The following is a 14,050-nucleotide window of genomic DNA, read 5'->3' as shown; positions in this document are numbered from 1 at the left end:
AGCAGATTAATGATTATTCCGTTTGCTGTTTGCGGCTATCGTTTTTGTGTACCAAATGATATAGCACTGGCAATACCAGCAAGGTCAGTAAGGTTGACGAGATAATACCGCCAATCACCACTGTCGCCAGCGGACGCTGCACTTCAGCACCGGTGCCAATATTAATCGCCATCGGTACAAAGCCAAGGCTCGCGACCAAAGCGGTCATTAGCACAGGGCGCAACCGGGTAAGCGCGCCTTCCGTTATCGCAAGCAGCAAGTCACCTTTTTCACGCCAGAGATCGCGAATAAAGCTCAGCATCACCAGGCCGTTCAGCACCGCCACACCTGATAAGGCGATAAAGCCAATGCCGGCAGAGATTGATAAAGGCATCCCCCTCAAGTACAACGCCAGCACGCCACCGGTAAGCGCCAACGGCACACCGCTGAAGATAATCAGCGCATCTTTTAATGACGCAAAAGCCATCACCAGAATACCTAAAATCAGCAGCAACGTAACAGGCACCACTATGCTAAGGCGCTGACTTGCTGACTCCAATTGCTCAAAAGTACCGCCATAATCCAGCCAGTAACCGGCTGGTAATGCAACGTCGCGGTTGATTTGGGCCTTTACCTCTTCTACAAAACTGCCAAGGTCTCGCCCACGCACATTCGCGGTTACCACTACCCGGCGTTTGCCATTTTCACGACTAATTTGTGCCGGCGCAGGCGATAAATCTAAGGTAGCCACTTCCTGCAACGGCACAAAGTCCCCATTTGGCAATGGCACCGGCAACACTGCCAGTTTGTCCAGATCGCGACGCAGGGTTTCCGGCAAGCGCACTATCAGCTCAAAGCGTCTGTCACCTTCATACAGAATACCGGCCGACGTACCACCAATTGCCGCTGCTACCCAATCCTGTAGTTCAACCACATTTAAGCCGTAACGGGCAAGCGCGGTTCGATTGGGGATCACCGACAAGGTTGGCAAACCAGTGACTTGTTCGACTTTAGTATCCGCAGCACCTTGCACCTTGTTGACCGCTTGCAGAATTTGATTAGCGCTTGTAACCAGCTGATCTAAATCATCACCAAATACCTTAATACCCAGATCTGCCCGTACACCGGAAATCAGTTCATTAAAACGCATCTGAATAGGTTGGGTAAATTCATAGTTATTGCCAGGCAATGTCGCCAAAGCAGCTTCCATTTCAGTGACCAATTGGGCTTTGGTTTTATCCGGATTGGGCCATTCACTGCGCGGTTTTAATATCACAAAGTTGTCAGCCACATTGGGTGGCATCGGATCGGTCGCCACTTCTGCCGTACCAATTCTGGCAAACACTTTATCAACCTCAGCAAAGGTTTTGATCTTCTGCTCCAGAATTTCCTGCATTGCAACGGCTTGTTCTAAGCCGGTGCCCGGAATACGCATGGCATGTAAAGCGATATCGCCCTCATCAAGCTGAGGCACAAACTCCGATCCCAGGGTGGTGGCCAGCCACAGACACACACCAACCAGAGCACTGGCCAAACCGATGACCAGAGCGCGCCATTTCAGTGCCAGCGCTAATAGCGGTGCGTACAAGGTTTTAGCGCTTCTGATAACCGCACTTTCTTTTTCACTGATTTTACCATTTAAGAACACCGCCACAGCGGCTGGTACAATCGTCAGTGACAACACCATGGCGGATAACAGCGCAATAACGACAGTCGCTGCCATAGGATGAAACATTTTACCTTCGACACCGGTCAGCGAAAAAATAGGGATATACACTATGGTAATGATGGCCACACCGAACAAACTGGGCCGGATAACCTCTGCTGTTGCCAGATACACTGTATTTAAGCGCTCTCTCAGCGGTTGGATACTGCCGTTGTGTTGTGCCTGTGCCAGGCGGCGAACCGCATTTTCGACAATAATCACCGTGCCATCAACAATTAAGCCAAAATCCAGCGCACCCAGGCTCATCAGGTTGGCAGAAACGCCGGCTTGTACCATGCCGGTAATGGTCATCAGCATTGATAGCGGGATCACTGCCGCAGTGATTAACGCTGCCCGCAGGTTACCCAGCAGGATAAACAACACTACGATCACCAATAATGCGCCTTCCAGCAGGTTTTTACTGACGGTTGCAATGGCTTTATCCACTAAGGTGGTGCGGTCATATACTGCTTCAGCAATAACACCCTCTGGCAGAGAGCTTTTGCTCTGCTCCAGCTTTTGCGCCACATCCCGTGCCACTGTGCGTGAGTTTTCACCAATTAACATCATGGCTGTACCCAGCACCGCTTCTTTGCCATCCTGAGTTGCCGCACCGGTTCGCAGCTCTTTGCCAATGGCAACGTCGGCAACGTCACTCAGCTTTACCGGTATAGCGTCGTATTGCGTAATAATGACATTGGCAATGTCATCCAGTGAGGTTAACTGACCGGGCGAGCGTACCAGCAGTTGCATGCCTTCACGTTCAATATAACCAGCGCCTCTGTTGTCATTGTTGGCTTGCAGGGCCAGCTCAATATCCTTAATACTCAGGCCATAATTAAGCAGTTTCAGTGGGTCGGGTAACACATGGTATTGCTTGTTATAGCCGCCAATACTGTTTACTTCCACCACACCTTTAACTTGTGCCAGCTGAGGTTTTATTATCCAGTCCTGAATTTCCCGCAGTGCCATGGCATCGTAAGGTGAACCATTTTGTTGCAGTGCACCCGGTTTGGCCTGCACGGTATACATAAAGATTTCACCAAGCCCGGTTGAAATAGGGCCCATTTCAGGCTCTATGCCCTCAGGCAACATATCCTTGATAGCGCCCAACCGGGTGTTGATTAGATTGCGGGCAAAGTAGATGTCCGTGCCTTCTTCAAATACCACCGTTACCTGTGACAAGCCATAACGAGACAAAGAACGGGTATAACTTAAATTGGGTAAGCCATACAGGGCAGTTTCTACCGGATAGGTAATACGCTGCTCGGCCTCAAGTGGCGAATAACCCGGTGCTGCGGTGTTTATTTGTACCTGAACGTTAGTAATATCCGGCACTGCATCAATCGGTAACTGTTGGTAGCTCCAGCTACCAATGGCAATAATCAACAGTGTCAGCGTTAAAAATAGATACCGCTTCGCAATAGCCAGGCGCAACATGGATTCAATCATAGTGCCCCCTTAATGCGCGTGCTCGGCTTCAGATTTCTCAATATCCGCTTTTAACAGATAGCTATTTGTCGTGACATACCACTGGCCGGGCTTTAAACCGGCAATCACTTCGACATAATCCATGTCGCTACGGCCAAGCTGTAATGGGGTAAAGGCATATTCGCTATTGTTTTTTACGAAGACTCCGCTTTTATTGTCCAGTATTTGAATGGCCGACTTTTTAACGGCAAGCTCAACGTTGAATTCACCGCTTATTACAGCACCCTCGATTAATTGCCCGGACGACAGTTTACCGTCACGGTTATCCAGCTTAACTCTGGCCAGTTGATAGGGCTGGGTTAATGACGGAATGATATGCGCAATTACGCCGTTAATCTCAGTGTCAGCGGCCATAATGACCACTGTTTGTCCTGTCGCGACAGCAACTTGTTGTGATGGGTACACGCGAAAATCGGCCCACAGGCTGCCAAAATCAGCAATGCTGAACAGCGTCTGCTGCTGTGCGATTTCACCAACATTGGCGCTGCGCTGAATAACAACGCCGTCAATTGGTGCTTTAATGGCATAGGTATTTAAGCTCTCATTTGACTCGACAACGGCCAGCACATCGCCTGCTTTTACGCTGTCACCCAGTGAGAATTTCACCGAGGTAAGAAGACCGGGAAAACGGGCATTAACATGGCTTATGCGGTTTGGATCAGCACTAAGCTTGCCATAAACCACCTGATGTTGGCGTAATAACTGGCTGTCAGCACGATCAGTGACAATATTTACCGCCGTAGCCATATCATCACTAATGCGGCTGCTTAGGGTTTCATTGTGTTCATGCTCGTCGTTTTCGTCGTGCCCTTCATGCTCATTGTGTTCTTCATGTTCTTCATGTTCTTCGTTCTCGCCGTGTTTTTCGTGCTCTTCATTTTTCTTAGCGTCAGATTGCGGTTTTACCGCTTGCTCTTTGGCATGGACATGCGCATGTTCTTGCTCATTGGCAGCCATTACTTGCATCGGCATCAGCCAGGCTGCAATAAACATTGCCAGTGTTAGATGTGACTTCATAATGCTATCTTCCTGTATATTCTGTTTGCCACGTCGCACAGTTAATGAAGTGCGGCACCGGGGCAATAATCTTGTCAGTTACTGCGTTACCGGCTCGGCGGTAAGCTGTTCAATCGTCGCCTGGCTCAATAGCACCGCAGTGGCGGTTTCCAGTATTTGTCTTTTTGCCTGCAACAATTCTTGCTGGGCATTAAGCCAATCTTGATAATTTGAGCGCCCGCGCTGGTATGCATCACGCGTAAGATCCAGCGCTTGTTCCAGGTTGGGGATCACGTACTGCGCCAACTGTTGGTGACTGGTAATGAATTGCTGCCGTTGCGAGTAGGCATCAAACAAGCGTTCATGCAGGATCAGTAAGCTATCCTGCTGCCGATACTCGACATTGTTTCGCTCTGCCAGCGCAGCTTCGATGGCTGCACTATTGCGACGTTCAGCAAATAATGGCACTGAGATACCAAAGGTAAGGCCTGTATCGTCACTGGCCTGATAGCGTCTTACCCCTACTTGCCAACTCAGATCTGCGCGGTTTTGGCTTTGCGCCAGTCGCACTTCAGCGTCTTTTAACCGACGTTCAGAGGCAAAAATGGTTAACGCCGGCGATTGTTGCAGCCGCTGATACAGCTCGGCAAAAGGGCGGCTTTGACCAAAAGCAAACAAATTACCTGCCACAACGTTAAAGTTGGCGCTGGTATCACCCCAAAAACGTGCTATGGCTATTTTTTGCCGCTCAATGCGCTGCAACAGGGCGTCCCGCCCGATCTGAACCTGAGCCAGTTGCGCCTTTGCCCGCATGATTTCAGCATCTGACAAGGCACCGCTGGCGGCACGTTTTTCTGCGCTTTGCAGCAGGGCTTCTGAGAGCTCTACTGCCTCTTCTGTCAGTGTCAATTCCTGCTGGCTGGCCAATAGATTAATATAATTGCGGGTAAGTTCGGCCAGCACATCGAGGGTTTGCGCTTGTTGCTGCCAATCAAGAGTATTGAGCCTGGCGTCTACTACCGCAGCGCGCCACTGAGCTTTGTTATCCAGCTCTATCACGGAAGATAAGGCGACTGTCAGCTCAGCACCGGCCAGCCCTCTGGCCTCTCCGGTGCCCGCAACGTTCTCAAGCTCTACACCGAGTTGATAACCGGGTTTAAGGCTTTGCACATCACGCTCTGCCAGCAGTCGCTGTTGGGTAAATTTAAACTGATGCAGCTGCGGGTTGTGTTGCAGTGTTTTATCTATTGCCTGTTGTAATGTCAGTGCTTGCGGCTCGGCACATAGCGGAAGCGCGCAAAATACCGCCGCCAGTATTGCTGGCAGCATTAGTGTCATACGCATGGGTATGCTCCTGAAAGTTAATCGTTAATAAAAAGGATAAACAAGCAGGATCAGATATTTGGCGGCGGCACCGGTGGGCGATAGCTAATGAGGTTTAACCCTGGTTGGGTAGCGGCTATAACGCTGTCACGGAAGTTAAGCACCTCCATGCCCTGAAAAAAAGCGATATAGCAGGTGACATGAGCATGATTACTGTGTTCGTCGGTATCATGCTCAGAGTTATGTTCAACGTTATGTGCAGTGACTTGCTCACTGCTTACGTCGAAAAGGGTATCTGAGTGGCAGTGTTCATGTTGCAGGTCAGTGTAGGTATGGGCATGATCGGGCAAATGCATAACTAACGCATCACAGGCCATCACGGCATGATTCAGCAAAGTCAGCAACAGTAATAATAAGCCTGATGTACGACCTAACATAAATCCCTCAGTAAGTTAGCGCTATGGTAGCGCTATTGCGACTTAACAACAAGCTACGCTTTTAGCTGTAAAATCCTGCGCGCACCATTGAGTACAACTAATCCAATGATGAACCCTATTACCAGATCCGGATAGCGTGACCCGGTCCAGGTGACTAATAATCCGGCCAAAATCACCCCTGCATTTGCGATAACGTCATTTGCAGAAAAAATCCAACTGGCTTTCATATGCGCGCCGCTTTCTTTTTGTTGATGAATTAACGAAAGACAGATCACATTAGCAACCAAAGCAATAGCGCCCATAATTAACATCAACGTCGACACAGGCTCGCTACCAAACAGGTAGCGCCGTATCACCTCACTGATCACCCCTAAGGCTAAAGCCAATTGCAGCCAGCCGGCAAGCTGTGCGGCGTTTAATTGAACCTTGCTACTACGCCCGACTGCGTATAGCGCAACCCCGTATACCGCTGCATCGGCAAACATATCCAGAGAGTCAGCTATTAACCCGGTTGATTGGGCCAGCCAACCGGTCACAAACTCTACTGCAAACATCACCGCGTTAATGCCCAGCAACCACTTTAAAATTAACCCCTCACGCTGCGAACCTGATGCTGTGGATTGTCTGGCCTGCGTTACCTCTTCGTGTTTCACCGGCCTGGTCTTTGTCAGCGATGCGCCCAGCCCTAAGCTGTGCATTTTTGGTGTAATTTCATTGGCATTAACTGTGTGAAAAACGCGAACCTGCCGTTGTGGGATATCAAACTGTAACAGAACACCAGGCTCAACTGTTTCCAGCGCCATACGGATCAAACGCTCTTCGGCAGGGCAGTCCATTTTAGGCACCCTAAATTCACTAAGGTAGGCATATTTTGCATGCTTATCAGGTGCATCAACGGCGCTATTTTCACTGTTGCCCGTTTCGCTACACTTATCATTGGAACAGCATTTTGGATTCATAACCGATAAACCTTGGGTTGTTATGGAACATAGTTTAAAGTCTATAGTAACTATAGAGTCAATAGGCCGCAGCATGATAATAAAAATTGGTGAGCTGGCAAAAATCTCCGGCTGTTCTGTTCAAACTATCCGTCACTATGACAAGGAGCAGCTTCTTTCGGCGAAAATACGTAGTGATGGCAATTTTCGTCTCTATGATCAGGCCGACATCGAGCGACTGCTATTTATTAAACACTGCCGGAGTTTAGATCTGAGTTTGGCAGAAATTCGTCAGTTACTGAGTTTGAATGACTCGCCAATGTCGCAGTGTGATGATGTCAATCAGATGATTGAACAGCATATCGAACAGGTAGAACGTCGCATAGCGGATTTAACGCAGCTTAATAAACAACTAAAGGCTTTACGTCTTAGCTGCAACTCGAAGCGCACGGTAGAGCACTGTGGTATTTTAAAACAACTGAATGAAGCCGTTAGTCAAACCAACTAAGTTGTTATCAGCAATAAATAGGTGAGTCTTAATGCACCAGCACAACCATTCACATATCAAAGACGACAGCGACAACCGGATCGCTATGGCTTTTTTTCTTAATGTGGGTTTCACCATAATTGAGTTTATCGGCGGTTGGTTAACCAACAGCACAGCAATTATGGCAGATGCAGTGCATGACCTGGGTGATAGCTTATCTATTGGCAGTGCATGGCTGTTGAACCGGCTTGGCCGAAAGTCTGCAAACCGACAATTTACTTACGGCTACCGCAGATTGTCATTGTTTGGCGCCTTAATTAACGGCTTGGTATTGATTGCCGGATCGGTTTGGGTACTGACTGAGGCAATACCGCGGCTGGCTAACCCGGTAATGCCAGTGACAGAGGGAATGCTGGCTTTAGCTGTGCTGGGTGTTGCAGTCAATGGCTTTGCCGCTTACCGCTTGAGTAAAGGAAATACACTGAATGAAAAAGTGCTGAATTGGCATTTGCTTGAAGACGTTCTTGGGTGGGTTGCAGTTTTGGTTGTGGCTATTGTGTTGCAATTTGTGGATTGGCCTATCCTTGACCCTTTGCTTTCTATTGGTTTCACCTTATTTATTTTGGTTAATGTTTTACGAAACCTCAGCACAACTGCGCGTTTATTTCTGCAAGCCGCGCCAGACAGCAAATTGCAAAATGAAATCCAAGATACTTTGCTGAAGATTGATGAGTTAGACAGCATTCATCACCTGCATCTCTGGTCGCTTGATGGTGAACATCATGTACTCACCGCACATGTGGTAACCAATGCCAGCAAGGCATTTACTGCAAACCATTATGCCGATATTAAGCTGCGTATTGCTAACGCATTGGAGCAGTTTGATTTAGCACATACCACGATAGAACTGGAGTTAACACAAGAACATTGTCGGGATGAAGTCCCGGATAAGGTGCAGTGAAGTGACCGTCATTACAACGTTAGGTTTATTTATCATTACTGCAATAGCAGAAATTGTCGGTTGCTATTTGCCTTACTTGTGGCTGAAAAAAGGAGCTTCAGCCTGGGTGCTGTTACCTGCTGCAATCAGTCTGGCATTATTTGCCTGGTTGTTAACGCTTCACCCAACGGCTGCTGGACGTGTTTACGCGGCTTATGGCGGAGTATACGTGACAATAGCAATAGTCTGGTTGTGGGGAGTAGATGGCATTCAACCACACCGCTGGGATCTGGCTGGCGTCGGGCTAATGCTCGCAGGCATGGCAGTGATAATGTTTGCGCCGAGATAAACAATTTGTTTTGAGCACGGTATTACTAGAAGAAAGACTTGGGTACTTTTGTCATTTATATCAATGGTCTTTTGAGCAGCAATTAAGAAATTTTCAGAATAAATTGTTTGTTAAATGTAAGCTTTATCTGAGGTGGTGATAGCAATAATTTATCTTTGTTGGTGACAAGGTATGTGCTTTGTCACTGATTCAGTTAAAAATTTGCACTTTAATCACTTTTAAAGTGCAAAATAAGTATGATTTCATTTTATTGACGTTAATGTCCGCTAATCGCTCAAAGCAGTCATAATCTTAAATCGAAATACTCCAAAGGCTGAAGTGCTTTTAAATCCCATTACGTTGCAAGCCGAGCAAGTTTGCACGACCAAGGTTTTAAGACGAGGGGTGTTTGAGTGAGGAGCGGTAGCACCGAGCGAGTTACCTCGTCGCCTTGGGCGGGCAAAATTGAACGGGCTTTCGCTGCAACGTTGGTCGAATTTTCTTTGGTGACTTTCTTTTGGCGAGACAAAAGAAAGTTACTCGCCAACGGCGAAAAAGTGGTTCATTTATGAGTAATTGCGGACATGCGCATAGACATTTTGATGCGGCAGAAATTTCTGTTGTTCGCTCAATGCAGCTATTTAATACTTTTAGGCAAGAGAGTAGGGGTTTAATTTTTTATTAATTAAACTCAGTGATGCAGGCGAATTATTTCGCTGCTGTTAAATCAAAACTGCCCGCTAAAGCGGGCAGGTTATCGATGTAACGCTAAGCATTACTCAGCGACTTTCACAATAACTCGGCCGCGTACCTTACCTTGTAGCAAGTCGTTAGCGGTGCTGATCACTTGCTCTAGCGAAATGACATGGCTTATCGTGTCAAAATCTTCAGCGGTTAACAATTCACTTAACCGTTGCCAGGCTTCAATGCGATCTGCTAATGGGCGCATCACGCTATCAATGCCGTATAACACGACACCGCGCAGGATAAAGGGCGCCACGGAAGAGGGGAAATCCATGCCTTGTGCCAAGCCGCAAGCGGCAACGGCACCACCATAACGGGTGCTAGCACAGGCGTTGGCGAGGGTATGGCTACCGACGCAATCGACAACACCCGCCCAACGTTCTTTTTGCAGCGGTTTGCCCGGCGCACTTAATTGTTCACGGGCTAAAATGTCGGTTGCCCCAAGCTTTTTCAGATAGTCACTTTCTTCAGGCCGCCCGGTGGCCGCCACCACGTTAAAACCCAGCTTGCTGAGTAAGCGCACGGCATAACTACCGACACCGCCATTGGCACCCGTCACTAAAATTTCACCTTGCTCAGGGGTAACGCCATGTTTTTGCAGCGCGAGCACACAAAGCATCGCGGTATAGCCTGCCGTACCTACACCCATCGCTTGCGCTGGGCTGATGCCTTTAGGAAGCGGGATCAGCCAATCACTTTTTAAACGGGCTTTTTCAGCTAAGCCACCCCAATGACCTTCGCCCACCCCAAAGCCGTTGAGCAGCACCTTATCACCGACTTGAAAACGGCTAGAATCAGATTGCAAGACTTCGCCAACCAAATCGATGCCGGGCACCATGGGGAATGCGCGCACAACCGGCGCTTTGCCGGTAATGGCTAAGCCGTCTTTATAATTGAGGGTACTGGTTAACACTTTTACGGTGACATCACCGGCAGGCAGTTGTTGCTCGTCTACGGTTGTTAACTCGGCGCGATAACCTTGGTCATCTTTATTAATTAAAATGGCCTTAAACATACGATTCTCCGTTTTACAGTGGGGTGTAATTAAAATTAATGGGTAAGTTGTTTCAAAAAGAACTGACCAAATTGTTGTAACGGTTGTGCGGATTGCAACAAGCGCGCTCGCGCGACCGCACCTTCCCAACCGATCCAAAATACTTCTGCTAAAGCTGCTGGGTCTTTATCTGCCGTGATCTCAGCTTGGGCTTGTGCTTGTTTTAAGCAATTCGCGACCAATGCTTGCCAGCTGCTATAGGTCGCCACAATAGCGTGGCGAAAGGTGTCGGGTAATTGCGGTAGTTCCAGTTCTAAATTGCCGATCAGGCAGCCCCGACTAAATTGATACTTGGCCATACCGTTACTGGCATCGCTCATAAAATGGCTAAGCCGTTGCAAAGGGGGATAACGGGTGTCGTTAAGATGTTTGCTTAATTTCGCTTCAAAGTACTGGCGATAGTGAGCTAATACTTCTAACCCATAAGCTTCTTTGTTTTCGAAGTAATGATAAAACGAACCTTTGGGGACCTGCACCGAGCTTAATATAGTATCCAAACTGCTTTGGTTAAATCCTGACGAGGTCAACCATACTAAGCCTGCGCGCAGCAGCACGGCCTTGGTATTCGGATCGGCATCTTGGTTTTTCTTCGGTCGGCCGCGTTGGCGCTTTTGGTTATCCATAGCTCACTTTAATAAATTAGACTGCTTGGTCTAATTTAGGCCAGTTGCGGCCATTTTGCAAGCGACATGGCTGTCGACTTTGGTCTAGGTGTTGAGAATGTTTAGTCTAAAAGACGCGGTAAGGATCACAATGGTTTAAAAATGGGTGGCAGCCGCTAAGTCATTTAAGCTCAGGTATTAACCCCTGCGGTTACGCCCACTCAATGGTGTTGCTGCAATAGAGAGAGCCGTTGTAATAAGCTGCATTTTTTGCGGTGACGCAGCGCTGATGAATTGCATCAATCAAACAGGCTGGTAAGATAACCCTTCATCGAAATGGTTTGCCTCGCAGTGGCGGTTATCTGCCATGCCAACCCAAAAATACTAGGACAGTCATGAGCAAGAGTGCCTATCAGCAACAAGAGCAAGGTTATCGCGATAAAGCGTTAAAAATGTATCCCTGGGTTTGTGGCCGTTGTGCCCGTGAATTTGTGCACTCAAACCTGAGAGAATTAACGGTGCATCATATTGATCATAATCACAGCAATAACCCTGCAGATGGCAGCAATTGGGAGCTGTTGTGTATTTATTGCCACGATAACGAGCACAATAAATTCCACGAATATGTGTTGTATGGCGGCACCACCGAGCAAAAGGTCGCAGCGGCAACGCATAATCCTTTTGCTGATTTAAAAGCGCTGCTGAATAAACCTAAATAAGGACGGTTACTCTCTTTTCTGACCTGGTTTTGGCTGTCCGTAGCGGCAAACCTGTTACTGCTCAGTTACGTTATTGGCAAATGGTAGTTTAGGCGTTGTACTAAGGCCTAACACCTGCGTGGTTTCGCAGCAGGTGTTAGGCGATAACGTCAAGCGCAATGTTTACTGTAACTGGATATGATATACGCTAGTGGTGCCACTGACTTCATTGCCAACAAGCAGCATGGGTTGGCCGCTAGGTGAATGTTTTGCGGGTACAAAAAATAAACCTTCAGGACCCAAGTCGCCGCTGTTGCTTAAATTGAGTGACGGATCAGCTTCATCCCAAAAATCACGGCTATTGAAGTAATCTTGAAAAATCGGCTCAGCAGGATTACTGATATCAAATACCACTATACCGCCCATCCGCTCTAAGCCTATAAAAGCATAATGCTTATTACCAATTTTGCCGACAGCTAAGCCTTCTGGCTCGGGTCCTTTATTATCGCTGCGATTGTCAAAGGCATCACCTTCTTCATGGTTGCTGTTAAACCAGTCTTTGCAAGGTATGTCGCGGTTACTACCCAGCCTACAATCGTCACTGGCTAGCAGCTGTTCTAAAAAGTCGCCAGAATCATATTTTAATGACATATCTGTGGTATCCCAGATGGCAAAGGAGCGCGCACCGTAGGTATACAGTTTGTCATACATCAATCTGTCGCCTGTTTCACCCAACGCAGGTAAAGTGCCATCAGCTTTGTAAAGCAATGGCGAGCCATCAGCATGAGTTTGGTAACCCATGGTCCAACTCACGTTTACGCGGCCTAACAGATCATCTTCGCGACAGTTGCCGGGTTCGCCCAGCGCTGCGCCACAGTAAGCGAAAACGCTGGGGTTAAGTAGGGCGCCGGCTGCTAACTCACGTAAATGGGCGGGTAAGTCATCGCCACAGCGGCGATCAAAACCATTACGATGCACTAAATGTTTAACGCGGAACTCTTCGATAAACCCCTTGTTGGTATCGCCATTACAAGGAGTGTTGCCGGCGGTACCAAAATAAGCGGCGTTGTTTTCGCCCCAAGCTCGGGCATCCCCCTCGTTGGCCGTGATGAGATAAGTGGTATTGCCCACTTGATAAGCGGCCATCGCATCAGGTTGGTACATACCGGTGATACCGGGCCATTGCGCAATATTAATACCGTCTTCAGTATCACTGAGGTCAAGGCCATGGCCACTGGCAGCATGATCTTTAAAGCCTAAAGGCAAAATAGCGCTGATACTGGCGCTTTCAATATCTATCACCGCAACGGCATTATTTTCTTGTAAGACCGCCCATGCGGTTTTACTGTCTGGTGCAACGGCAAGATATTCAGGTTCCAGATCTTGAGCCACGCTAGCATTGGGGCCATACACCCGAACACCGGTGGTTAAGAGTTCGGCTTTTGCTGTGTTGAAGGCGTTAAATCCGGCCGTGCGCACTTGTGCTTGAGTGATATTATTCAGATCACTGACACTAATTATGCTGATTGAACCTTCAGGATCAACTTGATAATCGTCACTGGGCTCACCTTCATTAGCAACTAATAAAAACTGGCCATTTGGGGTAAAAGTGAGCATATCGGGTAGCGCACCTACTTGTACCTGCGCCAGTTTGCTCAGATCTTCAGCGCGATAAAAGGCGACAAAGCCGTTATCTGTTTTATTTGCAGCTTCAATGGCTACTGCAATAAGCCCTTTGTATATTGCTACGCTGTTAACTTGTGCACCCGCAGCAATATCTGCCACAGAAATGGTACCTATTTTAATTGGCGCGATTGGATTGTCCATGGCTAACACATCCAGCTCACCCAGTTGAGCGTTAACGACAAAGCTGGGTTGTGTTGCAGGATCAAATGTGACTATTTCAGCCGCGCTCTGCCCAAAAACACCGCTTTCATATCGGCCAGTAAATGCCAGCTTGATGCTATTTGGTGTAATTTCTGCCGCCGCGGCATTACACAATAAAGACGTTTGCGAGACTTCATTATCATCGAGCTGATCATTACGATTGCTGTCTAAGCCTGTTTCCAGTTTTACCCCTCCGACATCACAATCACGATCTAAGCCAATGTGAGTTGTGCGGATCAAGGTGTTGAAGCCAGCGGCGCCATCCGAACCGGCTAAACCGTTAGCGCCATCGCTGCCATTTTCACCATCGTCACCAGAACAGCCGGCCATTATTAGCGCCATGCTAGAAAAACAGATTAACCGAGCCAGTCGAGTTTTGTTAAAGCGCATTATCATCTCCAGGGTATGTGCAAATGAAAGCACTTTAAGCAGTAAAGATGA

General features: G+C 48.0%; 12 protein-coding genes. 4 read left to right on the top strand and 8 right to left on the bottom strand.

Going from position 1 to position 14,050, the window contains the following annotated elements; genetic code table 11:
- Positions 1-13: 13 nt before the first annotated feature.
- From ACUJFK_RS00575 to ACUJFK_RS00555, 5 genes are all read right to left on the bottom strand, one after another.
- Positions 14-3,136: an efflux RND transporter permease subunit gene (locus tag ACUJFK_RS00575; protein WP_445425742.1), complete on the bottom strand. Its 3,123-nt coding sequence runs from the start codon at positions 3,134-3,136 to the stop codon at positions 14-16.
- 9 nt (positions 3,137-3,145) lie between these two features.
- Positions 3,146-4,192 carry an efflux RND transporter periplasmic adaptor subunit gene (locus ACUJFK_RS00570; RefSeq protein ID WP_014611698.1) on the bottom strand — a complete coding sequence of 349 codons (1,047 nt, stop codon included), beginning with the start codon at positions 4,190-4,192 and terminating at the stop codon, positions 3,146-3,148.
- A 78-nt stretch (positions 4,193-4,270) separates the two neighbouring features.
- Entirely contained in the window at positions 4,271-5,515 is a 1,245-nt protein-coding gene (locus tag ACUJFK_RS00565) for a TolC family protein (protein WP_305976153.1), read from the bottom strand.
- A 50-nt stretch (positions 5,516-5,565) separates the two neighbouring features.
- The gene (locus ACUJFK_RS00560; protein WP_445425741.1) at positions 5,566-5,931 is read right to left on the bottom strand and encodes a cobalt transporter; all 366 of its coding nucleotides are present in this window, start codon (positions 5,929-5,931) and stop codon (positions 5,566-5,568) included.
- Positions 5,932-5,984: 53 nt separating this feature from the next.
- Positions 5,985-6,890 (bottom strand): cation transporter, encoded by a 906-nt coding sequence (locus ACUJFK_RS00555; protein ID WP_445425740.1) that lies wholly within the window; start codon positions 6,888-6,890, stop codon positions 5,985-5,987.
- Between the two features lie 73 nt (positions 6,891-6,963).
- On the opposite strand from ACUJFK_RS00555, the gene cadR reads away from it, so the two are divergent.
- Genes cadR through ACUJFK_RS00540 form a run of 3 tightly spaced genes read left to right on the top strand, consistent with a single transcriptional unit; the run spans position 6,964 to position 8,645 of the window.
- Positions 6,964-7,377 (top strand): Cd(II)/Pb(II)-responsive transcriptional regulator, encoded by a 414-nt coding sequence (gene cadR / locus ACUJFK_RS00550; protein ID WP_008224336.1) that lies wholly within the window; start codon positions 6,964-6,966, stop codon positions 7,375-7,377.
- A 31-nt stretch (positions 7,378-7,408) separates the two neighbouring features.
- Complete coding sequence (locus ACUJFK_RS00545) at positions 7,409-8,317, top strand: cation diffusion facilitator family transporter (RefSeq protein WP_132581479.1); 909 nt, start codon at positions 7,409-7,411, stop codon at positions 8,315-8,317.
- Positions 8,292-8,645 (top strand): YnfA family protein, encoded by a 354-nt coding sequence (locus ACUJFK_RS00540; RefSeq protein ID WP_049766853.1) that lies wholly within the window; start codon positions 8,292-8,294, stop codon positions 8,643-8,645. Before ACUJFK_RS00545 ends, ACUJFK_RS00540 begins: the two co-directional genes overlap by 26 nt.
- Before the next feature lie 754 nt (positions 8,646-9,399).
- On the opposite strand, the gene acuI is transcribed toward ACUJFK_RS00540, so the two are convergent.
- Both acuI and acuR read right to left on the bottom strand, forming a co-directional pair.
- Positions 9,400-10,383, bottom strand: coding sequence for an acrylyl-CoA reductase (NADPH) (acuI, locus tag ACUJFK_RS00535; RefSeq protein ID WP_445425739.1), 984 nt, complete (start codon positions 10,381-10,383; stop codon positions 9,400-9,402).
- Between the two features lie 35 nt (positions 10,384-10,418).
- Positions 10,419-11,045, bottom strand: coding sequence for an acrylate utilization transcriptional regulator AcuR (acuR, locus tag ACUJFK_RS00530; RefSeq protein ID WP_445425738.1), 627 nt, complete (start codon positions 11,043-11,045; stop codon positions 10,419-10,421).
- A 374-nt stretch (positions 11,046-11,419) separates the two neighbouring features.
- Here acuR and ACUJFK_RS00525 point away from each other — a divergent pair, with 374 nt between their 5' ends.
- Complete coding sequence (locus tag ACUJFK_RS00525) at positions 11,420-11,743, top strand: YajD family HNH nuclease (protein WP_226751378.1); 324 nt, start codon at positions 11,420-11,422, stop codon at positions 11,741-11,743.
- Between the two features lie 162 nt (positions 11,744-11,905).
- Here ACUJFK_RS00525 and ACUJFK_RS00520 read toward each other — a convergent pair whose 3' ends face one another.
- Positions 11,906-13,999: a choice-of-anchor I family protein gene (locus ACUJFK_RS00520; RefSeq protein WP_445425737.1), complete on the bottom strand. Its 2,094-nt coding sequence runs from the start codon at positions 13,997-13,999 to the stop codon at positions 11,906-11,908.
- Positions 14,000-14,050 lie beyond the last annotated feature (51 nt).

It is taken from the genome of Alishewanella sp. HL-SH06 (genome assembly GCF_052656265.1).
Note: the sequence above shows the minus strand (reverse complement) of the source record. Positions and strands in the feature narration are given on the sequence as shown.

Excerpts from the sequence above, each read along its gene's own strand:
- ACUJFK_RS00575 (WP_445425742.1), bottom strand. The coding sequence starts at position 3,136 with ATGATTGAATCCATGTTGCGCCTGGCTATTGCGAAGCGGTATCTATTT.
- ACUJFK_RS00570 (WP_014611698.1), bottom strand. The coding sequence starts at position 4,192 with ATGAAGTCACATCTAACACTGGCAATGTTTATTGCAGCCTGGCTGATG.
- ACUJFK_RS00565 (WP_305976153.1), bottom strand. The coding sequence starts at position 5,515 with ATGCGTATGACACTAATGCTGCCAGCAATACTGGCGGCGGTATTTTGC.
- ACUJFK_RS00560 (WP_445425741.1), bottom strand. The coding sequence starts at position 5,931 with ATGTTAGGTCGTACATCAGGCTTATTATTACTGTTGCTGACTTTGCTG.
- ACUJFK_RS00555 (WP_445425740.1), bottom strand. The coding sequence starts at position 6,890 with ATGAATCCAAAATGCTGTTCCAATGATAAGTGTAGCGAAACGGGCAAC.
- cadR (WP_008224336.1), top strand. The coding sequence starts at position 6,964 with ATGATAATAAAAATTGGTGAGCTGGCAAAAATCTCCGGCTGTTCTGTT.
- ACUJFK_RS00545 (WP_132581479.1), top strand. The coding sequence starts at position 7,409 with ATGCACCAGCACAACCATTCACATATCAAAGACGACAGCGACAACCGG.
- ACUJFK_RS00540 (WP_049766853.1), top strand. The coding sequence starts at position 8,292 with ATGAAGTCCCGGATAAGGTGCAGTGAAGTGACCGTCATTACAACGTTA.
- acuI (WP_445425739.1), bottom strand. The coding sequence starts at position 10,383 with ATGTTTAAGGCCATTTTAATTAATAAAGATGACCAAGGTTATCGCGCC.
- acuR (WP_445425738.1), bottom strand. The coding sequence starts at position 11,045 with ATGGATAACCAAAAGCGCCAACGCGGCCGACCGAAGAAAAACCAAGAT.
- ACUJFK_RS00525 (WP_226751378.1), top strand. The coding sequence starts at position 11,420 with ATGAGCAAGAGTGCCTATCAGCAACAAGAGCAAGGTTATCGCGATAAA.
- ACUJFK_RS00520 (WP_445425737.1), bottom strand. The coding sequence starts at position 13,999 with ATGCGCTTTAACAAAACTCGACTGGCTCGGTTAATCTGTTTTTCTAGC.